Below are 23,541 nucleotides of genomic sequence, written 5' to 3'. Positions count from 1 at the left end.
TAATGGTTTACTCTAATTTTTAATGAACATTTCTCTCTCCGGTAACAATGGTAATTTCCTTACTATTTACAAGTACATCGTGGCTGATCTTAACACCATTCAGGGACTTTCCATCGACTAGAATCCGCTTGATATAATCTCCTGTGTCTTCTTTTTTACGTCTGATGACTACTTTATCCCCATTAGGATAGAACTGTTTATCCAGCTGTATGGTAACCTTATCAAATACAGGTGTAACCACAGTATAGTCGGGTCTACCGGGACAGAAAGGATAAATTCCCATCATATTCATTAATGCCCAAGTCGACATCGTTCCTGTGTCATCATTCCCCGGAATACCACCTGGGCTATTCGTGAAGTGCTGGTCAAGTATCTGTTTCACCAACTTCTGTGTGCGCCACTCTTCCCCTTTTATTTCCGAAAATACGTGTGGATAGAGCATATCCGGCTCGTTTGTTACGTCAAAGAAGCCTTTATCGAAGGTAGCCTGCAGTTTATCAACAAATTTTTTCTTTCCGCCCATTAATTTGACAAGCCCCAGGATATCAAAAGGAATCGCAAAACTATAATTCCATGCGTTGCCTTCGTGAAAACCGTGATTGGGTTCGAAATTAGCTCCCATCAGTGGGTCAAAGGGAAATAAAAACGATCCATTTGCAACGATAGGACGGAATGTACCATATTCTGCAGAATAATAATGCCTGTATCCCTGTGCCCGCTTACCAAAGAGCTGAGCATCTTTATTTTTCCCCAATGATTTAGCCAGCTGCGCCAGATTCCAATCCGCAACATAGTATTCAATAGCATGAGATACGGAATTGTCAAACGAATCACGTAGTGGCACATAACCGTACTTTACATAATCAGCGTTGTCCGGACGAATTCTGTTGCTCGAATCCGTAGTCGTAGCTGACTTCAAAAACGCTTCATAAGCTGTGTGGATATCAAAATCCCGAATACCTTTCATCCAGGCATCCACGATCACCGGAACCGCGGGATCTCCGTCCATCGTATAGCTTTCCCGGCTGTACAGCTCCCATTTCGGCATCCAGCCATTTTCCTTATAAATATCAATCATGGAACGTATCATGCCCGTTTGCTTCTCCGGATACACGAGCGACATGAGTGGCTGTACATTTCTATACGTATCCCATAATGAGAATACTGTATATCGATTGCGCCCAGTGACGAGTGTCTTTCTACTCTCCATGGCAGGATATTCGCCATTGACATCCTGTAATATGTTCGGATGGATCATCGCGTGATAAAGAGCAGTGTAAAAGACAGTTTTCTGATCGTCGGTACCTCCTTCTACTAAAATTCTCGAAAGCTGTTCATCCCATAAGGATGATGCCCGGTACCTCGTTTTTTCAAAGTCAAACACCGCTTGCTCCGCTTCTAGATTTTTGCGCGCATTTTCAACACTTACAAAAGAAACTGCAAGCTGCACTTCCACAGTTTCGTTTTCCTGAAGATCAAAGCTCAAAAAAGCGCCCAGGTCATCGCCCGATAATTGGTCTGAATACTCCGTAAAGATTTTGTATTTGCCCGCATCTTTGTTCCAGTCATTCTCCCATTTCTGCCCCGCGCGCTGATACTTCCAGTAACCTTTCCTTGAAGGTTTCTTGTTGACACGCATCACAAAAAAGATCGGATAGACCGCTTGATTGTTGGTATAACAGAACGAACCTAGCAGCTTGGACCCTTCAAGCTCGGTATCGCTGACATACCGGACTGAAGCACCTGTCTCATTTGTAAGTCCTTCCCCTAGATTGAGTAGAATATTGGCCTGTCCTTTCGGAAATGTGAATTTTGACACCCCCACCCGAGTTGTCGAAGTCACTTCTGTTTTGATACCATATTTTTTTAATACATTACTATAATAGCCCGGATGAGCTACTTCTTGAGCGTATGTACTTCCATATTCGCGATAATCAACTTCCAATCTTCCGGATGTCGGCATCAACAGCAAGCTTCCCATATCCGGACAGCCTACGCCACTCAGATTTACATGGGAAAAGCCGGTAAAATAGCTATTACTATGCTCATATGGTGTGGACCACCATCGTGCATCTTTGTCAATAGCATTGATTGATGACCCCATGACATTAAAAGGCGATACGTTCATCAGTCCATGAGGCACTTGAGCTCCCGGATTCGTCGTGCCATAATTGGTTGTTCCAATAAAAGGATTGACATAATCTGTCGGAAGTTTTTGGGCAGATACATTATCCCAAATAAATAATCCCAGAAGGATATAGCGAAAAAACTTAATCATATCATCTTGATAAGCGCCTTACTAATCGTATTCTTCATCAGCGGACAGCGCATGTTAGTGTGGTCACAATACTACTGATAATACCAAAAATATACAACTATCAGCAGGAGTAATATCGATCATTTTACAATGTTAATAGGTTTTAGCAACACAATGGTAGCTATCAAAATGAAACTTGCAGAAGCCAGGACCGAATATGATGGCCGTCAGACAAAAAAAAACTCCTGAAGCGGGGAACTTCAGGAGTTTTTCAACTAACCAATTATTAACCTATTTATGAAACTATATTTATAACTCCTTTTGCAGCGATTTGTTATCAGCAATAGCTGGGTTTAACCAAACTTTAACATCTTAATTTTAGTTATATAAGAGTGCTATCATCGGCTGTGGTATAGTTTTCTTCTAATTGCGACGCCTTAGCGCAAAAGCCCCCACTGCATATTTGGTTTTTCACCCATTTCCAGGATGAGCTCTCCACCTTTTAGGAGCTCCGAAGCCTCAAAGTAAAATGTATCCAGTGGTCTTCCATTTAAACTGGCACGTTGTACGTACATATTTTTTTTGCTTGCATTTTTTGCTTTTATCGTAAATTGCGCCCCCCGTCCATATTTCTGTCCTAATTTGATTTTTATCTCCTCAAACAATGGGCTTCCGATTTCGTAAATGGGATTCATCCGTGTGCCACCATCAAGCTGAAACAGTCCAATGGCATTCATGATATACCAAGCGCTCATTTGACCCTGATCTTCGTCACCTAGATATGCATTTGAAATTCCCTGACCATAGTATCGCTCTGAAATGGAGCGGCTCCAACGCTGCGTTAACCAAGGCTTATTTAACCAATTAAAGATATAGGCAAAATGCATGGATTGCTGGTTTCCCTGAACGACAGGATAATCCCAGTACTGATCATTGGGCCCATTATATCGCCATTTTTCACTCTCTTGAAATCCCCATTCCAAACGTTTTAGAACGACCTCTTCACCAATTATTTTGGCCAGCTCCCGAATATCCTGAGGCACAAAAAAGGTCAGCTGCCAAGCATTCCCCTCTACATAATGATGATTTGCGCCAGACTTAAACGGATCAAAATCTTTAAACCATTCCCCCTTAGCATCCTTCATCCGCGCATATCCGCTTTCACTGTCTATCGCGTTCTTCCACCAACCACCTCTTTCATTGAAATACGTATAATCCTCATTTTTTCCTAGAGATTTTGCAAATTGCCCCACAGTCCAATCATCAAAACTGTATTCCATCGAATTGGAGAATCTTCCTAGATCGTAAGGAACATATTTATATTTTAAATATACATCCAGATCGCGATTTCCAGCGAAGCCGCCCTCAAATTTCAGGGGCCTTGTCGTCTGCATTTTCTTTACGGCTTCAAATGCCTTTGTGACATCGTAATCGCGGATTCCCATCTGATAGGCGCCTACAATCAGCGGTATCTCATGCTCGGCGACCATTACAGGAATATATTCCATGCCCGCGGGTCCTTTTGCCAGCCAACCGTTAGCCTGATACATCGCCAGCTGAGAACGTACCCACCTGCTCGACCATTCTGGTGTCACTAAGTTCCAGAATTGGTTTAAATTCCAGAAAGTGTTCCAGAAGGCGTCACAGCCCAAAGCCAGATCGTCCGACCGGGTTAATGTTCTGACGACTTCGTCGGAAGATCGCCACTGCCCATTGACATCGCTGAAGGTATTTCGGCTGGCCAATGTACGATACATATTCGTATAGAACTTTTCTTTCTCCAGATAATCTGTACTTTTTATCTCGAGTCGGCCTAACAGTTCGTTCCAAACCTGACGCTGGTTATCTGCCACTCGTTCAAACGACCAACCAAACGGATCCGAAAGCTCTGTTTTCAAGTTTTCTGCAGCATTGGCAATGCTTACATAAGATATGCCGGTCCGGAGCTGCAGAGTTTTATCTTTTCTGACATCAAACTCTACATACATTCCCGCAAAATTAGCACTATCTGCCGCCAAGTCGGATCTGTTCCTTATCTTATCATTATGCCAAGTTCCATAGTTGACTATCGGCTTATCAAACTCCATAACAAAATAGATAGCATAATCCTGCTTTGCATCAGTGGACCACACATTTTCAGACAGCTGCTTACTGTGACCGACAATCTTATAATCGGATACCTTTCTCAGTGACAGATCCTTTAGCTTATAGTCATATTCCCCGTTGACCTTAAGATCGACCATAACGCGCCCCGTATCCGACTGTCGATACGTATACCTCTGGAAGCTAGATCGTGTGCCAGCCGTCAGTTCGGCATCAATATCGTAATCAAGCAGATGAACCTCATAATATCCAATAGGCGCTTTTTCGCTTGTCTTATCGATGGCAGAACGATAGCCGTCCGTTGCACTGTACTGATCGCCAACACGGGTTTTTAATGGTCCTGCGGTCGGGAAAGTACCCAAGCCTGCCATCGTCCATTCATGTATATGACTAAAGGTACCGATAGATTCGATTGACGGTTCATAGCCCGCCTGCCACCCTATATTCTGATTATCTGGACTGATTTTCACCATTCCAAATGGCATCCACGGCCCGGGGGCCAGCATCCACCTCGAATGCGCCGCACCTATCATAGTATTTACATAATCCGCCACTCCCCCTAATCGCTTTGGCCTCCGGACCAAGGAACCCGCATCTATCAGCTGTTCGTTAACATATATCTGATATTCACTGTCCACCGCCTTCGGTGTATAAGGCATGGGTATTTCAAGCCGTGACAAGCCTTTTTCAAGTGTTTTTTCATAGATTTTCTTTCCATCCAGTAATACCCTTACACACTGATCATCTTTCAATTTCAGCAGATCGACCAGCATATATTGAGTGCGCGTGTTTCCATCAAACAGTTCAAAGTCCAGCTGCTTCACATCTTTCACTGTTGAAGTGAAATCGGTTAGCAGTCTAACCCCATTGGGTCCTGATAATCTAAAAGAATCAAATTGCACCCAACCTCCTTTTATTACAGTGAGTGTAATTTGATTAAATCCTCCAGAGATCAGGTTCGCCGGTATGGGAATCCGAACAGTGGCACCGCCAGTACCTGAGCCTACCGGATCAACCGGAGCACTTTCATCTGCTAACTCATAGTTATAAGGCCTGCCGTTAACCATAATCTGCAAGGTGGGCCTATTTTTAGGATCACTATGGACCAATTTGACCTCAAAAGACCATGAACCATTTGGTATGTGACTGTTCAGCACATAATATAAATTTAGAAAGTGTGTCCTCAGACCCGAAGTGCCGCCAGTCCCCCCCCATCCATTGGCGGGCCCTGGCAGTACATAAGGAAGATCACTTGATACTGAGGATTGACCTATGATAAAACTGTTATCTTCGTAACCAAAGTCGTGTTGGAGGAATTTATTATAATCACCTGGAGCTAAGGCGAATTCTCTGCTCGAACCATCAGAATTGCCGATCTGCCATACGATTTTTTCCTGCGCGTTAATGGACTGCCCTAAGATATACAATAGGAAGATAGCGAAAGCAGCAAAATATTCTTTCTTCATAACGTCTAGTTTTGATATTAATATACTGCTGAGTATGCCCAGTCAGCACTTTGTTTACCTTTGTCATTCCTTATTCTCGGACAATAAAAACAAGACATTACGATTCAGCCTATTTTAAATTGTACATACATATAAATAGAATTAAAACTATTTGAGAACAACAAATTAAGTGAATAAAAAAGATTTACGTTACAATAGTAGTATAAAAATCAACAAATATCAAACAAAAAATATAAAATGTATATACATAAAGACATCTATAGACCCTTTGACTGGCACTCATAATTTTTGTTTTTTGGATGTAAGATGGAGATAATCTGATGACACCTGAAAGGTAAACTTCTAAAAGTTATCTTTTGCATGATTTACCCATAGGACAGTATACGGCATCATCACCTATATTGGTTCCCGATCGCGTTCAGGACGAATAACTTCGCTATCGATTATGAACTACAATCTAATCCATAAGCAAACGTCATTACTCGGATACACATTCTTGAAATAGGTTTATATTTATTAAATCACTGGTAAATTTGATAAAAGTTGCCCAAACCATTAGATATTTTAAATCCAATAGGTTATATTTATATAAATTTAACAGCTTTGAAACTGCAAAGATAGAGAGTAATATACGATATCCTGCATAAGAAAATTTATTCTACACATTTGTGTAGCATGTTATTCTTCTGTTCGATAGACATTTAGCGTGCCATAAGCCATCAGCTCCGATAAGAGTTTATCTCCAAAATCAGCTGAATCAAAAAAGTCAATTTTAGTTATCAGGCGACATCGGGCAGTTGATTTGATAACATGCACACTAAAATATTTACAATCTTCTGGAGGTCGGGAGTGATAATAGAGGATCATTGCAAGATGCTATGAAAATAAAAATAGAAGATTTTTTTAAGCCGATACATGTTAAAGACAACTTTACCAAAGATGACTACGAAATAGTGGAAGCCTTTATCAATTTTGCAAAATCTCTAAGCAAACTAACCTATCAGAGCATCTACCTCATTGATTATTCAAAAAAGAGCTTTTTATTCGTTTCTGACAACCCCATCTTTCTCTGTGGAAGTTCTCCAGCGGAAGTTATGAAGGAGGGCTATCGCCATTACGTAAATAATGTGCCGGAAAGTGATTTGCACTTATTGAAGAAAATTAACGATGTCGGCTTTGATTTCTATGGCAAACTTAAAGCTGACGACCGCTTAAAGTACTCGATATCTTACGACTTCCATCTGGAACAGCCCGGCAGCAAACCTCTCCTCGTCAATCACAAACTGAAACCTTTGCTTTTAGACGACAGCTCTAATCCCTGGATCGCTGTCTGTCTGGTTTCTATATCCTCACATCCCACTGCAGGCAATATCAGATTTAAGTCGGATGAGGACGGAAGGCAGTTTGAATACGATCTGGAAAATGATGTATGGGTTGAAACCCCACGTATTAAACTGAAACCACGGGAAAAAGATATCCTGCTGTTTTCTGCGCAAGGACTCACGATGGACCAAATCGCAGATAGGCTCTACGTTTCTATTGATACTGTCAAATTCCATAAAAAACAGATCTTTTCGAAGTTAAAAGTAAAAAGTATCACTGAAGCAACAGCCTTAGCCATTGAACTATCACTTTTCTAATCGATGGCGCTTATCTGCTATTTTTTGAACAGAGTATCCCCTCTGCCATATTTATGAATTTTTGAATATCGTTTTCATTTGCATCGCTCCATTGCGACAATCTGTTTTTCTGTATGAAAACCTCCAACCATTCTGAACGGATATAAATAGGCAAGGTTTCAGAATAAAGATAGATAATTGGATCGCCGAGCTGGTAAGATTCTATCTCAAGTTTCCGTAAAGTATTTACTACTTTTCGATCACATTCGGCGATTATCAATCCAGCCTCCAAACTGTAAGGAACATAAAAGGCATCAAAAAGCATCTTTTTGAGAATATTAATCCGATTTCCCGCAATTCTGCCGGAAATCACAAACCGGCCGATGTGCCAGAAATTTTCAATATCGGGCAACAACAGGTCTTCGGTCTTTATCGCAAATAATTTTTGAATGGGTAAATTCGTTTCCTTATCCCAATAAGTGATCCTGATCGAAGCATAAATTCCATTGTCCGTCTTGCTCCGCAAAACATAATACTCTGATTGGTCGAAAAACACCAGATCTTCGCCGATCAACGATGCATAATCCGTTTGATAATCCTGCTCAGAATATGCCGAAAGTTTATAGTGCTCCTGAGTGGCTCTTAAGTAAAAATCAATAAGGTCTGGCAGTTCATCTTTACGAAGTTTCGTAAAATAATAATTCTCTGGTGTCCAGTTCATGGGATCAACATTGGGTATGCTTAACAAAAATAATTTTACTAGTTTAGATCGCCTCCATTAATTGGTATACAAAAATAGTATATTTATCACATTATTTTTAACCATTCTAATCAAACATACTTAAATAATAAGACTCTGGAAAAGTTTTTATACGTTTGCCTGTGGCGATATTGAATACCACATGACAAACCATTCCGGATAGTAAATATAATCCCAAGGCCAGTTGGGGCGGTGGAGAGTCCATCGCTATCTTACCGTATTCGCTGAGGAACTCTTCCAGCCATTCAGTATTAATCCCCTGGTCCTTTAGATTGTCCACAATAAATTTTCCCACATTCATTTCAAAGATCTGATGCGCCTTATCCAATGACCTCAAATTACGGCTTTCGGGTGTTATTACCGTTAGAAATCCTGCCCATCCTAAATTATAGGGATGCACAACGGGGATGTTTTTATATGCCATATGTTCATCAAATAAAAAAGGAATATCCGATGAAAAGTCCAGTGCATTGATGGCCAACTTGTGTCCAATATCAAGACTATATAGGTTACTGCGGTCTATAAATTCGGTATAAGCAGTTATTTTTGCATCCGGATTTATCGATGTCAGACGTTGTTTCAATGCGATTGCTTTCTTAAATCCGATATCTTCATGTCTATAATTTTGTCTGTTTAGGTTTGTCAGTTCCACGACGTCTCCGTCTATAATGGTTAGGTTCTCAAATCCCATGCGTAAAAGACACTCTGCTATATAGCTACCTATGCCGCAGCCGCCAATAAGTATCGGAAAATCCTTAATACGTCGCTGCTCCTCATCATTTACATGGATTTGATTACGAATATACCTTAAGTTCATAGTTGTGCTTGTTTTAAAGACCAGATAAAGATACACTATAAATCAATAAATCTATAGACCACGGCAGCGACGGTCCGATAGACTCAATCGCTATGAAGAAGTGAGCAAGCATTTAGGGAAGCGGTTAGTCACGACATTAGGAAATTTTGAATCAAAAAGCTAACTTTATCCGACAGTTTCATACCCTATAGAAATGGATAATACTAGAGTATACCGTATGTCGTTCGCAGGGGTGTATCCCCACTATATTCAGAAGGCAACAAAAAAGGGACGCACCAAAGAAGAAGTGGATGAGATTATATTTTGGCTGACAGGTTACGATAGCAATGCCCTTCAACAAGTGATAACGGACAAAATCGATTTTGAACACTTTTTCAATCAGGCGCCCAGACTAAATCCCAATGCTTCCAAAATTACTGGTGTAATCTGTGGATATCGCATCGAAGATATTGAAGACCCATTAATGCAAAAAATTCGTTATTTGGACAAATTAGTGGATGAATTGGCTAAAGGTAAGCCAATGGACAAAATTTTAAGAAAATAAAAATAGGACTATCCTCCAAACTGTCGGGTACCTCGGGTCTATTTTATTTTGTTTTACCTTTGAAAGATGGTCAGACAAAGCGGGTATAGACTTAAGGTAAAAGATATCATCGACTGTTTAAACTTACATAACTTTGCAAGAAGCAACTGACAACAATGGACAAGCAGGTAAACGCAGGTGAGTTTGTGGATCGGTTTATGACGGGAAGTCTCGAACATCTACGGTATCAGCAATCACCGATCAAAATTTTCCAGCTCAGCGAAATCGCTCCTTACATCAAATTTCCCACTCCACCTATTTTCTTGGGTTACAATCTCCTTGTGCATATCACCGAAGGCTATTTTAAACACAAAATCGGAGCAAAAGAATATGTGGTACAAGCCCCAGCCGTCCTTATTAGCAACTATGGAAATATATCGACCATCAAATCTGTCGATAAATCAGCAGCAGGTCACTGCGTATTAATCAATGATAACGCCATGACTTCCATATTTAGAGAACAGGAAATTCTGAATGTCTTCAATATTTCTCCACTGCTTAATTTAACCAGTCAGGAGAGCACTGATCTACATGAGCTGTTCAACATGCTGTATAATGAATTACTTTCTGAATCACCCTATAAGGAGCTTTATGAAAGCCTACTTAAATCATTGCTCCTAAAAATCATCAAGCTGTCGTCCTCATATCAGGCACTCAATAGACGTCAGGAAATTGCCATGATGTTCAAACAGCTTGTGCACAAAAACTTCAAAAAACACAAAGATATCTCCTTTTACGCGGACAAATTAGCTGTATCGACCAATTATCTGAACAGATGCGTATTTTCTGTATTCAAAAAATCATCTAAAGAGCTAATTCTCGAAGTACTCATTATGCACAGTCAACTACTTCTTTTTGAATCCACTAAAAGTGTTTCGGACATCTGTTACGAACTTGAATTTTCTGATCCGTCCTATTTCTCCCGGCTATTTAAAAAAATTGTTGGTGTTTCACCAAGTGTTTATCGGAGTAAATCGTCCTAAAAAGTAACATGCACGATTTGTCCTAGTTTTTATACAAAAGTTGACGAACTGCTTAGCATCACATGGATTATTTTTGTATAGCGATTGAGATGTAGTTTATTCAAACTATCGTGTATAGCTATAACGCACACATCTGCGATTGCAAAAAAATGTTTCATCATTTAATCCATATCTAAGATGTCCAACGTATTAGAACACACAAACAAAATGCAGGATTTCGATTTATTTATCGAGAATTTCAAGAAAAAGCTATCCCATCTGTTCCATGTAGAATACGATTATAACAAACTGAGTTTAACGAGAGGCTTACCACCGCAGTTCCTGAGCGAAATCATGACAATGAACCCTCTATCCGTTGCCATACCGCAACATCACGGTGGTAGAGGTTTACACGTTAAGGAATGTTTAGGTGTACTAGCGGCTGCCTCTTATGAATCTCTTTCTCTATCATTAATCTTCGGAATTAATATCGCGCTGTTTCTGGAGCCTTTCGCCAAATACGGCCCTCCCCTGCTTCAGGAGAAGATCTTCGAACGCTTTTTGACAAACAAGGCCATGGGTGGCCTGATGATCACAGAACAGGCTTACGGTAGTGACGCGCTCAATATGCGTACATCATATCATCAAGAAGGCAATAAATATATCCTTCAGGGAGAAAAACATTGGCAGGGCTTAACTGGTGCTGCAGACTTTTGGCTTGTCACAGCGCGAAAGAAAAATGAGAACGGTGAACTTGTGCGTGATATTGACTTCTTCGTAACCGACAATGCCATTCAGGAACAAAAGATTGAGGTACTGAAAAAATACAATAGCCTCGGTCTATATGCCATTCCTTACGGAATCAACAAAATAGATATTGAGGTACCTGAAGATCATCGCCTGACACCGGAAAGCACGGGAATCAAACTAATGCTCGACACCTTGCATAGGAGTAGGCTTCAGTTTCCGGGAATGGGAATGGGTTTTATTAAACGCATGCTGGACGAAGCGATGAAACATTGTTCCACCCGGCGTGTAGGTGGTATTCCCTTGAACGAGATAGACTCCGTCAAGTTTCAGCTATCTCGGTTACAAGCAGCTTTTACCATCTGTTCGGCGATGTGCGCCCACAGCAGCTCGATAAGCTCTATTCACAACGATCTCTCTGCCCACAGCATGGACGCTAACAGTGTTAAAGCTCTGGTCACCGACTTAATGCATGAAGCCGCACAGATCTGCGTACAATTGTCCGGGGCAAACGGTTATCGGTTAGATCATGTTGCAGGCCGTGGGCTGGTCGACAGCAGGCCTTTCCAGATCTTCGAAGGATCCAACGAAATGCTATATGCTCAAGTAGCCGAAGCAATCGCTAAATTAATGCGGAAAAACAAAGAAAACAACTTGCTGTCATTCCTGAAAAGAAATTCCGCTACAGCGCTTGCAGCACCTTTCTTCCCTACTTTACTGGACTTTAATTTTCCCTTACAGCCTAAGCAACGTGACCTGGTCACACTTGGCAAAATCATAGCCCGTGTAATCTGTTTCCAATATGTATTGCAAATCAACAATGCCGGATTTAATGATACAATGACCGAAATCACCCGTCAGCATATGAGCATGGACCTATCCATGCTCGTGGGGCAGTTGTCGAGCAATCAGCATGCTGATCCACTAAACGACTATTACGATAACAGCGATTGGATGAAATTTGTATCTTCTGCCAGTTAAAATATATATAAGAGACAGCAAATGGGGCCGTATCAAAATAGTTATTTTGATACGGCCCCACTTTTTACGTTATCGTCATGATCTTTATTGCGCATTTCCTTAAATATCTTGCCCTTCTTCTGGACAGATTATGGACAAGTCAAGGCCAATTCCGGCCTCCCCCCGACTTGTAAGAAACGTGCACGCACAGTGAAAGCAGCTTAAAAGGTACACTCAACGTGGACTCACTGTGGACTCACTCCCCTTACAGTCCGAATTTGGTAATAGCTTGGTACGGACTTTGTCCCTACCAAATCTTTCCAATTGCCAAGCCGCAGTCAAAGGTCCTCGAGAGGCTAGCGCCTATGGTAACATCTGTGTGGAAAGAAAAATGATCATACAGAGCCGACTAAACTTAAGTGTTATGCCTAGACCGGCCATGCATAAATCAATGACAGTCTCTTATAAATTCGCTATATCCCACTCCCAAACGCTATGATAGTGCCCAATGCGCTCGGCATAGCCGATAAATTCTTTATAAAAAGGATGTGTCCCGATTGTTGCACTGTCGCCAATAACAACCAGTTTCTTTTTTGCGCGCGTCATGGCCACATTCATTCGCCGTACATCGGATAAAAATCCGATCTGCTGTGAAAAATTGCTTCGCGTCAAGCTGATGTATATGATATCCTTCTCCTGCCCCTGGAAACTATCGATTGTCTGTACCTGTAGAATAGCTGCATAAGCAACCAGCTCTTCGTCCTGTTCGAAGATTTCTATCAGCTGCGCAACCTGCTGCCGGTACGGAGCAATAATGCCAATACTTGGCCATCCGCCCACATCATCCCCGTTGGCCCAATGTCGTATTTCCGACTTTAAATGTGCCTTGAGAAAACGGGCTTCGCCGATATTACTAATTGCACCGTCAGTTTCTGTTTCTTCATAGCCCGCACCCGCTGTATCAATAAATAAAATAGGCTCTATATCCTGCGGTAAAGTGCGGCCCGCTACCGCATCGTCCGCCTTTAGTAGTCCACCATACAATGCCGCGGATGGGTATTGCATAATCTGCTCGTTCATCCGGTATTGTACATCCAATAAGCAGATTGCCTGCGGATATAGTTTGATAAGCTTTTCAAATAAGGTGTTATGAAGCTTGCTCGCCGTAGGTGTGTTTGACTTCACAGTTGGCGGCAGCTGACAGTGATCTCCTGCGAGGACAAGCTTCGCTGTTTTTAAGATGGGGATCCAACAGGCAGGCTCCAGAGCTTGTGCAGCCTCATCTATGACAACTGTATCATATTGACGGTCACGAATCACGTCCTGATTAGCCCCTATTAGTGTTGCTGTAATTACTTGGGAACTGTCGAGAATATCTTCCACAATAAAATCCTGTATATGGTCGATGTCTTTTTGAATCCGATGTGCTTCACCATACAGCGCTTTGCGCTGTTCGCGCTCCGCTTTTCCAAAATGACGTTTATACTTTTGAGCCATGTCTGTATATACTCGGACCTGCTTTCGCAACGTCCTTATCTCTGTATTTGCACGGTGTTGGTCAATTTTCCCGTCCAACGTCAGCTCCTGCAAATGCTCGGAAACTTTAATCGGGTTACCAATTCGAGTCACTCTTACACCTGCCTTGTCCAGTCGTTCAGTCAATAAATCCACAGCTGTATTGCTGGGTGCGACAACCAATACTTGTCTGTTGTTTTGCAATAAGGCCACCACAGCTTTGACCAAGGTGGTTGTTTTACCCGTTCCGGGCGGCCCATGCAAAAGCGCGATATCCGTTGTATCCAGAATGTGCTGAACAGCTCTATTTTGGCTGGCGTTCAGCGATGGACAGTGATAAAACTCCTGTATATTGGTGTTCGAAAGCTGTTCGGCACCAATAAGCTTTCTAATGAATATTCCCTCATCCGACAGGATGGCCATTTCCTTCGCTTTTTGTAAAGCAGAAAACATCTGCCGGTAGGAATGCTCATCAAATAAAAGATCCACTCCGAGTTTACCCCGTCGCGTCCAGTCGGGCAGTTCGTCCACACGAAATGATATTCGCATCTGATCTTTACCCACCCAATTTGTGACACCGTCTATCCGATCTGTTTCCGGAGCATGGTTTGAAAATAATGAAACAGGCATTCCAAAACGAAATTTATGTTCGAATTCCAAAAAATTCGCCCGACTTATACTTACGGTTAAATAGTCACCCCTACCCAGCTCGCTGTCTGTTATACGAATAGGAAACCAAGTGACCCCAAGCATTCTTCTTTCATTTAGATTATTCTGCAATAGTAATGTTTCGTGCTGAATTTTATCGTATTGCTGTTCTTCCTCTAGCAGGTTAATAAGATCATCGAAATAGTCCATGTCAAGGTGTTGAGTTTATCAGGGAACAAAGTAAGTGTTTTTTCCAATATTTCATTTATAGCGCCAATTATCCTCGCGATATTTTTTAGCTTTACATTTGTTTTGCAAATGGGCAAAACGGCAGGAAAGTTTCGTTCTAGCATAGAATTTCCTATTTGTTTATTATCATTGGTACAGTTTTAACATCATATTACTATGAAAGAAAAAAACAGCGAAATATTCTTACCTGATAGCGAGCTCCAATGGGAGGATCTGGGTGACGGTGTCCGACGTAAAATATTGGTATATAATGAACAACTCATGGTCATGAAGGTACAGTTCAAAAAAGGAGCCATCGGTGCACTACATCAGCACCCACATACACAAATATCCTACGTAAATACTGGAAAATTCAACTATCATATCAACGGTATCGACCGCATTTTAACCGCCGGCGACTCCTGTATTGTGTACCCGGGGTACATCCATGGCTGCGAGTGCCTTGAAGAAGGCGAATTGATCGATTCTTTCACACCTTATCGCGAAGATTTCGTGGAAACTGCATCATCCAAAACTTAAGTGGACTACTGAGCACAATATTCAAGTCGGACCAGCGTTTATTTAATTATGTCAAAAAATATATTCAAGTTGCTCAGAGTGAAGATGTATTTGTTACTTGTTAATTTATGCGTCCTATCCTCTTTACAGGCTCAAGAAAAGCCATTATCGATTGAAAAAATCAATTCCCAGCTTTACCTCTTTACGACCTACAACACTTTTGAAGGAACCCGATACGCCGCTAACGCAGTCTATTTAATCACAAAAAAAGGCGTAGTCGTTTTTGACACCCCTTGGGATTCCACCCAATATCAGCCACTGTTGGACAGCATTCAACATAAACATCAACTACCAGTTATCGCAGTTTATGCCACACACTGGCATGAGGACCGCGCGGGGGGATTTGCCTATTATAACAAAATAGGAATTCCTACTTATGCAACCCAAAAAACCAATGACCTACTGAAAGCAAACAATAAAGCGCAAGCGACACACCTCGCGGAAATCAATAAAACTTATAAAATAGGCGGCCAATCGTTTGTTCTCAATTTCTTTGGTCCTGGACATTCCCTCGACAACGTGGTAGTTTGGTTTCCAGACTATCAAATTCTCGACGGCGGCTGCTTTATCAAAAGTAGCGATGCCCAAAATCTAGGTTTTGTAGGCGATGGTGATGTCAAAGCCTGGAAGCCCTCATTGGCCAGATTATTAAGCAAATATCCGCAAATAAATAGGGTTATTCCGGGGCATGATGAGTGGCAAGACCAAGGACAGATCAAGCGAACCGAAGAGCTGCTTAACGAGAAGCAATAAAAACTGTAGTCAAAAAAACAAAAAAACCGATTTGGTTTTTACAAAAAAGTATTATCTTAGCGGCAGAAATACAGAAAGGGGCATTAGCTCATTTGGCTAGAGCGCTTCGCTGGCAGCGAAGAGGTGGTCAGTTCGAATCTGATATGCTCCACAATAAAAAGGTTACCTTGTTCGGGTAACCTTTTTTGCTGATAAACTTTTTGCTCTTATCTTATTGGTGTACTACCGCACTATTATCGGTATGAGTTAACGGACTTGGAAACTTTCCAAGTACCATTCTCTTTGACAAGTGTAATCAGATCGGTTTTTGAAAATCCGTCAAACTGCATAGTTATTTTTGCAATGGCATAATCTGGCAGCTCTTCAACAATCTGGGTCGTGGTTTTACAGTTCATTTTTATTCCCTTTTGTTTTTTCAGAAACTCGATCATTTGCGAACGGCTGTGACTTAGGTCCTGTTTACCGCATATTTTCTGATTGAAATCCGATGTAAACAATTTATCCAGATACATTACCTGTCCTTCCGTCATTGCTCCTACATATTCGTCCACCGCCAGATCCGCTGTGACAAGATTACGCTCCTCTGGTTTAACCGAAGCCATGGAGCATGTTGTGATGGCTATCATTGCAGCCGCTACAAATGTTTTTACTAAGTTTTTCATTTCTTTTCTGTTTTATAATGTATTAGTATATTTTTCTTATTTTATTGTCGTACAGGATCCTTTATTGTTGCACGTTTTTCTTATTTATTTTCTGATTCAAATTTAAGACAACTAAGATGTGTATTTCATTACTTTTAGATTAACATTGCATTAAAGTCGGTAAATGTTGCTTTTTTATAGGTGAATAGATTACCGAAGGTCGGCACCATAGCCAAAAGACGACAAGACAAATAAAATATTCTTTACAATATTGTAATTTTGTTTAATTCCTCTTAGATTGCGTGCTTTCATGGCACACGACTATAGACGACACCTTTTTTTCTGCAAGATTGCCACCATTGTGGCTGTATCAACGGTATTGCATGTTGATGCGTACGCCCAGCGTCCTGTCAATGAAATAGAAACTACCAAACACGTTGCCGATACCAGTAAACAGCGAGATCTCATCGACATTGGAAAAGAGATTCTGAAGATCAAACCGCCCAAGTCCGTGGACAGCACAGGAAAAAAGGTCTATTTTTCTTTTTTGCCGTTTTCAACCAATGTTCCGGGCGGCGGCCATGCTTTGATCACAAGCACAACAGCAGGATTCTATCTGGGTGACCGTAAAAACACCTATATGTCGAAACTCACGTTCACGCCATATACAAATTTTGCAAAGCGGTTTGGCTTGCCAATCCGTTCATACGTTTGGTTGAAAGAAAATACATGGGTGATAGATGGTGATATCCGGCTCCTGAAATATCCCCATGAAACCTGGGGTATAGGTAAAGAACATGCGGGAGACCAGAAGATCAATTTAGATTACACCTACTTCAGACTTTATCAGCATGCGTTAAAACGTATTCATGGCGGATTGTTTATGGGGATTGGGTATGATCTGGATTATAGAATGAATATTAGGTCAACGGGCGATATTCTACTGCAAGATTATACCGCTTATCCTTATGGCACAGAACAAAAGGACCATACCATCTCCTCAGGTGTCAGTCTAAACTTCATTTATGATACCCGCGCCAACTCAATCAACACATGGTCTGGCAATTATGCTAACCTCCAATTTCGGATAAACCCCACATTTTTGGGCAGTGACCAAAACTGGAAATCGCTATTTCTTGAAGTCCGCAGATATCACCGGCTGACAAGGGATCCCAATCGACAGAACATGATTGCTGTACGCAGTTTTTTTTGGACCGTATTTAATAGCAAAGCGCCCTATCTCGATTTGCCAAACTTGGGTTGGGACCCTTACAATAGCTCCGGAAGAGGATTTCCCGTAAGTCGATTCCGCGGCAAATCCCTCTATTATCTGGAAACGGAATATCGGCGAGACATTACCAAAAATGGCCTATTGGGCTTTGTGACATTTCTGAACTTTACAACAGTCAATGGTCCGAAAAATAGTATGTTTGCAGACTGGAACATCGGTACCGGTGCCGGTGCCAGGATCAAATTCAATAAAAACTCAGGCACCAACATCGGAATTGATTACGGTATCAGTACCAATCACCGTGGTGTAAGGTTAACCTTGGGTGAGGTATTTTAAATATTAACTCAAGTGATAGCTTTGATTTTTAAACTCCATGGAGGTGTAATATCTGTACCTGTCGCTATTCAAAGGATAGTCCCAACAGCCCATGCGATGGTAAATATCTCCTCCAAAACCTGTTTTGAACCGATAAAGACCATATAAAGGATGAGATGGGTCAGCTTGTGGCGACACACCAAAGAAGTCATATTCTGTACAGCCTTTCTCCTTTGCCATCTGCATAGCACGCCACTGCAAGGCATAAGTTGCCATATAATTCCGATGTTCGGAAGCCGAAGCCCCATAAAGATATGTTCCCCGGTTGGCTGTGATCACTAAAAACATCGCCGCGAGTGGCTGAGCATCCACTTCCGCAACCAGCAAATGCACCTCAGCTGGCGACAGCGTATCATTAGCTCTTGCCGACAGCACAATCTTAAAATAACTGATATCATGCAGAAAAAAGTTGTTTCGAACCGCAGTCTGTCGGTACAAATCGTACCAGATGGCTAAGCTCTCCAGTCCTAAGGAACGTACTTTTACCCCCTTTCGGTCCGCCAGATGAATGTTATACCGTGTCTTCGGTTTCATATTGGCCAACAATAGATCTTCTGATGTACGCAGATTCATAAAAATGGTATTGGACGGCAGTATGTCTGTATTGGCTTTATGAAAATTCCAGTTTTCTGTGTTAAAGTTAAAACGCATTTCCTGAATACGTTTCTCTGGTACGCCAAGCCAGTTGCCATGCAAATCATAACAATCTTCATCTTTGGCCCAATGCGATTCCCACGAAAGATCGTAACGTATCATAATGCAACTGGGCGGTAAGTAAGAACGCAGGCTCTCTGAAAGCTGTTCTAAAAAATAACCCTGGTTTTCCTCCGAAGGCTCTACTTCCGGGCCGTATGGAACATAAGCGATGCTTTGATCGCGATCTATCCCCTGTATGATAATTAAAAAATCACCAACAAAGTAGGCTTCATTGTCAACTCCAACATATAAATCTGAGTATTTCGCTTTAAAATTAAAGGCCATGGATTCTATCCCCTGCATTTTCTTTACAGTCGACCAGTAAGCTGTCTGCTGAATAATACCGGTCTTATATAGACCGCTCACTTCTTTATCATTTATGTCTGCTATCATTGAATTCTATTTTTGGAAGATCCTTCGTCACAAAGGACAAAACAGCTGGATTTCCCAACCCAAAAACGGCAAACTTAGCCAAAATGTCCCGCTATGGGACTATTTATTTGTCACGTTGTTGTTAATTTAAATAAAAACAGTACAATTTTAGAAAAAAACAGCTTTTTCACATTATTTAACGGCGTTATCTGTTCCCGCCAATTGGTATTTTGTACCAAAATTTAGGATATTTGTAGCCTAACAATTCACAACGACGATGGACAATAAAGCGATCTCCAAAATATTTAAACTGTGCAGCCAGCTGATGGAACTTCAGAACGAGAATCCATTCCGTACAAAAGCAATGGCAAGCGCGTCTTTTAAGCTGGACAAATTACCCGTACGGATCGTTGAGGCATCGCTCGAAGAATTGAGTGCATATCCCGGTATTGGAAAAAGTACAGCAGAAAAAGCGAAAGAAGTTGCGGGGACTGGAACGTTTAAGGAACTGCAGGATTTGTTGCAACAAACGCCAGCAGGTGTCGTCGATATGCTTCAAATAAAAGGATTAGGACCGAAGAAAATTCAGATTATCTGGAAAAATCTAGGCATCGAAAGCGTAGGAGAATTACTTTACGCCTGTAACGAAAATCGCCTGATTGAAGAAAAAGGGTTTGGACTGAAAACGCAGGAGGAAATAAAAAAATCCATAGAATTTTCTATCTCAAACCAGGGATGGTTTTTGTACGCCAAAGTGCTATCTCAGGCAAATATATTCTTTAATATGTTAAAAACACATTTTCCTTCTTCCCTGCTATCGTTTACCGGTGATTTCAGGAGAAAATGTGAAGTATTGAGTACTGTTGACGTACTAATTTCCGAGAATATTGAAACGGTGGAAAAATTTCTCAGCAGCTACACCTTAGTAGAGAAAACAGAAAATTCATTGGAGGTAACCGATGAACTGGGTTTTACATTCAAAGTCTTCAGTAGCAATATCAATGATTTTTATCGCGATCTTATACTAAGTACCGGCTCCACGGCTCATCTGGAACAATTGTTCCAAATTCTGCCTGATCTACCCTCGCTTTCAAGTGAAGAAGCTGTCTATAGAAACCTGGGCCTCGACTACATTGAGCCAGAACTACGGGAGGGTCTGGATGAAATACGACAGGCGCAGGACCATACCCTGCCTCAGCTCATTCAGTTCAAAGATCTTAAAGGAACCTTACATAATCATTCCACATACAGTGACGGCGTGCATAGTCTCGAACAAATGGCACTATATTGCAAAAACCAATTAGGCCTTGAATACCTAGGGATATGTGACCACTCCCGAACTGCGGTTTATGCTAATGGCCTTTCTATCGAACGGCTTCAACAACAATGGGACGAAATAGCACTGTTAAATCAGCAACTCGCCCCGTTTAAAATTTTCAGAGGCATAGAATCTGATATTTTGAGCGACGGATCACTAGATTATCCGGATGAAATTCTCGCAAAATTTGATTTTGTCGTGGCTTCTGTACACTCCAATCTAAAGATGGATAAAGAAAAGGCAACAGCCCGACTGATTAAGGCAATCGAAAACCCTTATACCACGATACTAGGACATCCAACAGGCCGGCTTTTGCTGAGTAGATCCGGGTATCCTTTGGATTATGAAAAGATCATCGACGCTTGCGCCGCAAATAAGGTTGTCATTGAGATAAATGCCAATCCCCTAAGGCTCGACTTAGATTGGAGATGGCATCGTTACGCAGTTGAGAAAGGTGTTATTTTATCTATAAATCCAGATGCCCACCGTACCGAAGGCCTGCTGGATATGCAGTATGGCATTCTGGTTGCGCAAAAAGGAGGGCTCGAAGCAAAAAACTGCCTGAATACATATTCGCAAAGTGAAATTACAGCTTATTTTAATAGTCTAAAATAATCGTATGCTACATAAAACGAATGCTGTACGCCTTTTGGACAGGGTCAAAGTCCCCTATGAATTAAAAGAGTACGAGGTGGACGAACAAGATGTCAGCGCTGGGCATGTCGCGCTTTCCATGGGGCTATCGCCGGAAGTGCTCTATAAAACCTTGGTATTAAAGGGCAATAAAGACCCTTACCTTGTCGCGATAGTACCGGGAAACGCACAGCTGGACTTAAAAAAAATCGCAAAAGCTTCAGGAAATAAAAATTGTGAAATGCTCCCGCTGAAAGATCTTGTAACCGTCACTGGATATGTCCGAGGCGGCTGTTCCCCTATCGGCATGAAAAAATTATTTCCCACATTTATCGAAGAAACTGCTCAGCTGGAAGAGCGGATTTCGGTCAGCGCGGGCAAACGCGGTCTTCAGATGTTGCTGGATCCTGACGATCTTGCCGGGTTAACCCAAGCGGTCTGGTCCGATCTCATCAGCACCAATGCGGGGACCTAAGCCCTACGGCCGTAAAGCAAGAGTCGCTTAAACGGGTATATTGCCGGAAATTCGGGAAAATGTGCTCTGATACGTGACCTAAACGCATGAATGAATAATTGATGTCTTTCCTTCTCCAAATGCTCCATATAAGGAATCAACGCCGAACCGGCGATGAATTCATAAAGCATTTTTTCCGAATCAGCCACTATCGGATAAACGCGGATGGAGAGGTCGAGCTGGACCAGCCCCTCTTTATACAATAGTTCTGCATAATCATCGAGACTTAACACGGGCGACACCCTATTCCAACCCTTCAAGTAAGAACAAAAAGGTTCTTCCGCCGCCATTTCTATCAGTATTTTATTAAGCACATTTTCTGGCTGTAAAGGCATTTGAATAGCCAATTGGCCTCCCCGAGTCAACTTCGAAATAAGTTTAGGAAAAAGTATACGATGATCGTCCAGCCATTGTAAGGCCGCGTTGCTAAAAATCAGATCCCATGTCTCTGCTGTGCCGAGAAAATCTTCAACACTGCTATTGCTAAACTGTAAACGTCCATGAGCAAGCTGATCGCTATTCGATAGCATCTCTGCGGAGGCATCCAGACCAAGAAATGTGGCTTGCGGAAACCGTTCGCTGAGGATCGCGGTTTGCTCACCAGTGCCACATCCTAGGTCTACCGCTTTCATCCTTGGTTCTGACACAATTAATGCAGACAGATCCTGAAATGGCTTGAAGCGAATATCTTTGAATTGATTGTATAACTTTGGATTCCAGGGCATAGCTTATAATTCTGTGTTTAATAGTTTGCAATATTTATTTAAACAGTTCCAAGACTTCGCTGACGTCAACTTTACCAAAATAGCCCGTCAGATCCACTGTATCTAGTACCGTTTCTATCTCTGCCAGCTGGTGGCGCTTACCGAGCAAAAGCTGTTCCAGCTCAAGAATGGGTTTGGATGCAAAAAAATCACCAAAAATTTTAGCTTGCTCGATATAGCCTTTGTGAACATCGAGGTGCAGCTCGATAAAACCTGCCGGAATTTTAATCGCTTTCTTAAAATTGTAGTTCGGAGAAAAACCAAAATTCCAATCCCAGGTCTCATATTTGTCCCTAACCAGTTCCTCAATATCACGGATATCGTCTGGAGTCAAACGGACCATTTCAGCATCTGTATTTTCTTGCTTCATCTCTGCGATCAATAAGTCCTTGAATTTTATGGTCGTAAAATCGTCAGGTAGATAACCGATTAAATTGGTGACACGAGCACGGTTTGATTTTACGGCCTTATCTACAAATTTAAGCGGATTTGTGATCAGCGCTTCCCCCAAAACCTCCATCTGTGAATCAATTAAAATCGTACCATGCTGGATCATTTTACCATTTTTTACGAGCTTCGCATTGCCGCTAAACTTCTTGCCGTCAACCAATAGATCATTCCTGCCCTGAAGCTTTGCCGGAATACCCAGTTTATTCAAGATAGTGACAATGGGCTGGGTGAATGTCGAAAAGTCCATAAAATCGAGATTGCCCAATAGCGTATGGAATGAAAAATTGAGATTGCCCATATCATGGTACACGGCCCCACCTCCCGACATGCGCCGCACCACTTTAATATCGTGCTGCCTGACATAATCAAGATTTATTTCAGCCAGCGTATTCTGGAACTTGCCGATAATGATCGAAGGCTCATTGACGTACAGCAGAAAGATGCTTTCACGTGGATACTTGCTCAGCAGATATTCTTCGGAAGCAATATTAAAATAGGGGTTATTCGAGGGTGAATCTATAAAGAGCATCGTATTTTATATTTTTTCAAA

Annotated in this window: 18 protein-coding genes and 1 tRNA gene; 10 read left to right on the top strand and 9 right to left on the bottom strand. The window is 41.7% G+C overall.

The genetic code is table 11. The annotated features are described in order from the left end of the window. Positions 1-19: 19 nt before the first annotated feature. Complete coding sequence (locus FGL37_RS15645; protein WP_037532519.1) at positions 20-2,278, bottom strand: GH92 family glycosyl hydrolase; 2,259 nt, start codon at positions 2,276-2,278, stop codon at positions 20-22. Positions 2,279-2,694: 416 nt separating this feature from the next. Next, on the bottom strand, positions 2,695-5,826 hold the full coding sequence (locus FGL37_RS15640; protein ID WP_028069090.1) for a glycoside hydrolase family 92 protein: 3,132 nt from the start codon (positions 5,824-5,826) through the stop codon (positions 2,695-2,697). 878 nt (positions 5,827-6,704) lie between these two features. On the opposite strand from FGL37_RS15640, the gene FGL37_RS15635 reads away from it, so the two are divergent. Then, positions 6,705-7,466 carry a response regulator transcription factor gene (locus tag FGL37_RS15635; RefSeq protein ID WP_051606611.1) on the top strand — a complete coding sequence of 254 codons (762 nt, stop codon included), beginning with the start codon at positions 6,705-6,707 and terminating at the stop codon, positions 7,464-7,466. Positions 7,467-7,476: 10 nt separating this feature from the next. Here the strand turns inward: FGL37_RS15635 and FGL37_RS15630 are convergent, their stop codons facing one another. Beyond that, entirely contained in the window at positions 7,477-8,166 is a 690-nt protein-coding gene (locus FGL37_RS15630; protein ID WP_028069092.1) for a hypothetical protein, read from the bottom strand. A 106-nt stretch (positions 8,167-8,272) separates the two neighbouring features. Further along, a complete protein-coding gene (locus tag FGL37_RS15625) occupies positions 8,273-9,022 on the bottom strand; it encodes a HesA/MoeB/ThiF family protein (RefSeq protein WP_028069093.1) in 750 nt (249 codons plus the stop codon). Positions 9,023-9,215: 193 nt separating this feature from the next. On the opposite strand from FGL37_RS15625, the gene FGL37_RS15620 reads away from it, so the two are divergent. The 3 genes from FGL37_RS15620 (at position 9,216) to FGL37_RS15610 (ending at position 12,295) form a co-directional block, all read left to right on the top strand. Continuing rightward, on the top strand, positions 9,216-9,566 hold the full coding sequence (locus FGL37_RS15620) for a DUF2200 domain-containing protein (protein WP_028069094.1): 351 nt from the start codon (positions 9,216-9,218) through the stop codon (positions 9,564-9,566). Between the two features lie 155 nt (positions 9,567-9,721). Continuing rightward, positions 9,722-10,588, top strand: coding sequence for a helix-turn-helix domain-containing protein (locus FGL37_RS15615; RefSeq protein ID WP_037532521.1), 867 nt, complete (start codon positions 9,722-9,724; stop codon positions 10,586-10,588). Between the two features lie 177 nt (positions 10,589-10,765). Then, positions 10,766-12,295 carry an acyl-CoA dehydrogenase family protein gene (locus FGL37_RS15610; protein WP_028069095.1) on the top strand — a complete coding sequence of 510 codons (1,530 nt, stop codon included), beginning with the start codon at positions 10,766-10,768 and terminating at the stop codon, positions 12,293-12,295. A 441-nt stretch (positions 12,296-12,736) separates the two neighbouring features. Here FGL37_RS15610 and FGL37_RS15605 read toward each other — a convergent pair whose 3' ends face one another. Next, positions 12,737-14,647, bottom strand: a complete 1,911-nt coding sequence (locus FGL37_RS15605; protein ID WP_028069096.1) for an AAA domain-containing protein — start codon at positions 14,645-14,647, stop codon at positions 12,737-12,739. A gap of 195 nt (positions 14,648-14,842) precedes the next feature. On the opposite strand from FGL37_RS15605, the gene FGL37_RS15600 reads away from it, so the two are divergent. The 3 genes from FGL37_RS15600 (at position 14,843) to FGL37_RS15590 (ending at position 16,148) form a co-directional block, all read left to right on the top strand. Beyond that, the gene (locus FGL37_RS15600) at positions 14,843-15,205 is read left to right on the top strand and encodes a cupin domain-containing protein (protein WP_037532524.1); all 363 of its coding nucleotides are present in this window, start codon (positions 14,843-14,845) and stop codon (positions 15,203-15,205) included. A 48-nt stretch (positions 15,206-15,253) separates the two neighbouring features. Next, the gene (bla, locus tag FGL37_RS15595) at positions 15,254-15,997 is read left to right on the top strand and encodes a BlaB/IND/MUS family subclass B1 metallo-beta-lactamase (RefSeq protein WP_081817809.1); all 744 of its coding nucleotides are present in this window, start codon (positions 15,254-15,256) and stop codon (positions 15,995-15,997) included. A 77-nt stretch (positions 15,998-16,074) separates the two neighbouring features. Further along, positions 16,075-16,148: transfer RNA gene (locus tag FGL37_RS15590), tRNA-Ala, on the top strand. An 82-nt stretch (positions 16,149-16,230) separates the two neighbouring features. Here the strand turns inward: FGL37_RS15590 and FGL37_RS15585 are convergent. Then, positions 16,231-16,659: a nuclear transport factor 2 family protein gene (locus FGL37_RS15585; RefSeq protein ID WP_081817810.1), complete on the bottom strand. Its 429-nt coding sequence runs from the start codon at positions 16,657-16,659 to the stop codon at positions 16,231-16,233. 289 nt (positions 16,660-16,948) lie between these two features. Between FGL37_RS15585 and FGL37_RS15580 the strand changes: the two genes are divergently transcribed. Further along, a complete protein-coding gene (locus FGL37_RS15580) occupies positions 16,949-18,205 on the top strand; it encodes a BamA/TamA family outer membrane protein (RefSeq protein WP_028069099.1) in 1,257 nt (418 codons plus the stop codon). A 3-nt stretch (positions 18,206-18,208) separates the two neighbouring features. Here the strand turns inward: FGL37_RS15580 and FGL37_RS15575 are convergent, their stop codons facing one another. Continuing rightward, positions 18,209-19,333, bottom strand: coding sequence for a lipid II:glycine glycyltransferase FemX (locus FGL37_RS15575; RefSeq protein WP_028069100.1), 1,125 nt, complete (start codon positions 19,331-19,333; stop codon positions 18,209-18,211). Positions 19,334-19,589: 256 nt separating this feature from the next. Between FGL37_RS15575 and FGL37_RS15570 the strand changes: the two genes are divergently transcribed. Both FGL37_RS15570 and ybaK read left to right on the top strand, forming a co-directional pair. After that, positions 19,590-21,245, top strand: a complete 1,656-nt coding sequence (locus FGL37_RS15570; protein ID WP_028069101.1) for a DNA polymerase/3'-5' exonuclease PolX — start codon at positions 19,590-19,592, stop codon at positions 21,243-21,245. Between the two features lie 4 nt (positions 21,246-21,249). Next, positions 21,250-21,738: a Cys-tRNA(Pro) deacylase gene (ybaK, locus tag FGL37_RS15565; RefSeq protein ID WP_028069102.1), complete on the top strand. Its 489-nt coding sequence runs from the start codon at positions 21,250-21,252 to the stop codon at positions 21,736-21,738. Here ybaK and FGL37_RS15560 read toward each other — a convergent pair. Further along, complete coding sequence (locus tag FGL37_RS15560; protein WP_028069103.1) at positions 21,735-22,502, bottom strand: methyltransferase domain-containing protein; 768 nt, start codon at positions 22,500-22,502, stop codon at positions 21,735-21,737. The two genes, ybaK and FGL37_RS15560, sit on opposite strands and share 4 nt — an antisense overlap. Before the next feature lie 34 nt (positions 22,503-22,536). Beyond that, complete coding sequence (lplA, locus tag FGL37_RS15555; RefSeq protein WP_028069104.1) at positions 22,537-23,520, bottom strand: lipoate--protein ligase; 984 nt, start codon at positions 23,518-23,520, stop codon at positions 22,537-22,539. Positions 23,521-23,541 lie beyond the last annotated feature (21 nt).

It is taken from the genome of Sphingobacterium thalpophilum (genome assembly GCF_901482695.1).
In the GTDB taxonomy this organism is placed as follows: Bacteria; Bacteroidota; Bacteroidia; order Sphingobacteriales; family Sphingobacteriaceae; genus Sphingobacterium; species Sphingobacterium thalpophilum.
The sequence above is the reverse complement of the archived record's forward strand: the minus strand, read 5'-3'. Positions and strand labels throughout refer to the sequence as shown.

Coding starts and splice junctions, on each gene's coding strand:
- FGL37_RS15645 (WP_037532519.1), bottom strand. CDS start 2,278: ATGATTAAGTTTTTTCGCTATATCCTTCTGGGATTATTTATTTGGGAT.
- FGL37_RS15640 (WP_028069090.1), bottom strand. CDS start 5,826: ATGAAGAAAGAATATTTTGCTGCTTTCGCTATCTTCCTATTGTATATC.
- FGL37_RS15635 (WP_051606611.1), top strand. CDS start 6,705: ATGAAAATAAAAATAGAAGATTTTTTTAAGCCGATACATGTTAAAGAC.
- FGL37_RS15630 (WP_028069092.1), bottom strand. CDS start 8,166: ATGAACTGGACACCAGAGAATTATTATTTTACGAAACTTCGTAAAGAT.
- FGL37_RS15625 (WP_028069093.1), bottom strand. CDS start 9,022: ATGAACTTAAGGTATATTCGTAATCAAATCCATGTAAATGATGAGGAG.
- FGL37_RS15620 (WP_028069094.1), top strand. CDS start 9,216: ATGGATAATACTAGAGTATACCGTATGTCGTTCGCAGGGGTGTATCCC.
- FGL37_RS15615 (WP_037532521.1), top strand. CDS start 9,722: ATGGACAAGCAGGTAAACGCAGGTGAGTTTGTGGATCGGTTTATGACG.
- FGL37_RS15610 (WP_028069095.1), top strand. CDS start 10,766: ATGTCCAACGTATTAGAACACACAAACAAAATGCAGGATTTCGATTTA.
- FGL37_RS15605 (WP_028069096.1), bottom strand. CDS start 14,647: ATGGACTATTTCGATGATCTTATTAACCTGCTAGAGGAAGAACAGCAA.
- FGL37_RS15600 (WP_037532524.1), top strand. CDS start 14,843: ATGAAAGAAAAAAACAGCGAAATATTCTTACCTGATAGCGAGCTCCAA.
- bla (WP_081817809.1), top strand. CDS start 15,254: ATGTCAAAAAATATATTCAAGTTGCTCAGAGTGAAGATGTATTTGTTA.
- FGL37_RS15585 (WP_081817810.1), bottom strand. CDS start 16,659: ATGAAAAACTTAGTAAAAACATTTGTAGCGGCTGCAATGATAGCCATC.
- FGL37_RS15580 (WP_028069099.1), top strand. CDS start 16,949: ATGGCACACGACTATAGACGACACCTTTTTTTCTGCAAGATTGCCACC.
- FGL37_RS15575 (WP_028069100.1), bottom strand. CDS start 19,333: ATGATAGCAGACATAAATGATAAAGAAGTGAGCGGTCTATATAAGACC.
- FGL37_RS15570 (WP_028069101.1), top strand. CDS start 19,590: ATGGACAATAAAGCGATCTCCAAAATATTTAAACTGTGCAGCCAGCTG.
- ybaK (WP_028069102.1), top strand. CDS start 21,250: ATGCTACATAAAACGAATGCTGTACGCCTTTTGGACAGGGTCAAAGTC.
- FGL37_RS15560 (WP_028069103.1), bottom strand. CDS start 22,502: ATGCCCTGGAATCCAAAGTTATACAATCAATTCAAAGATATTCGCTTC.
- lplA (WP_028069104.1), bottom strand. CDS start 23,520: ATGCTCTTTATAGATTCACCCTCGAATAACCCCTATTTTAATATTGCT.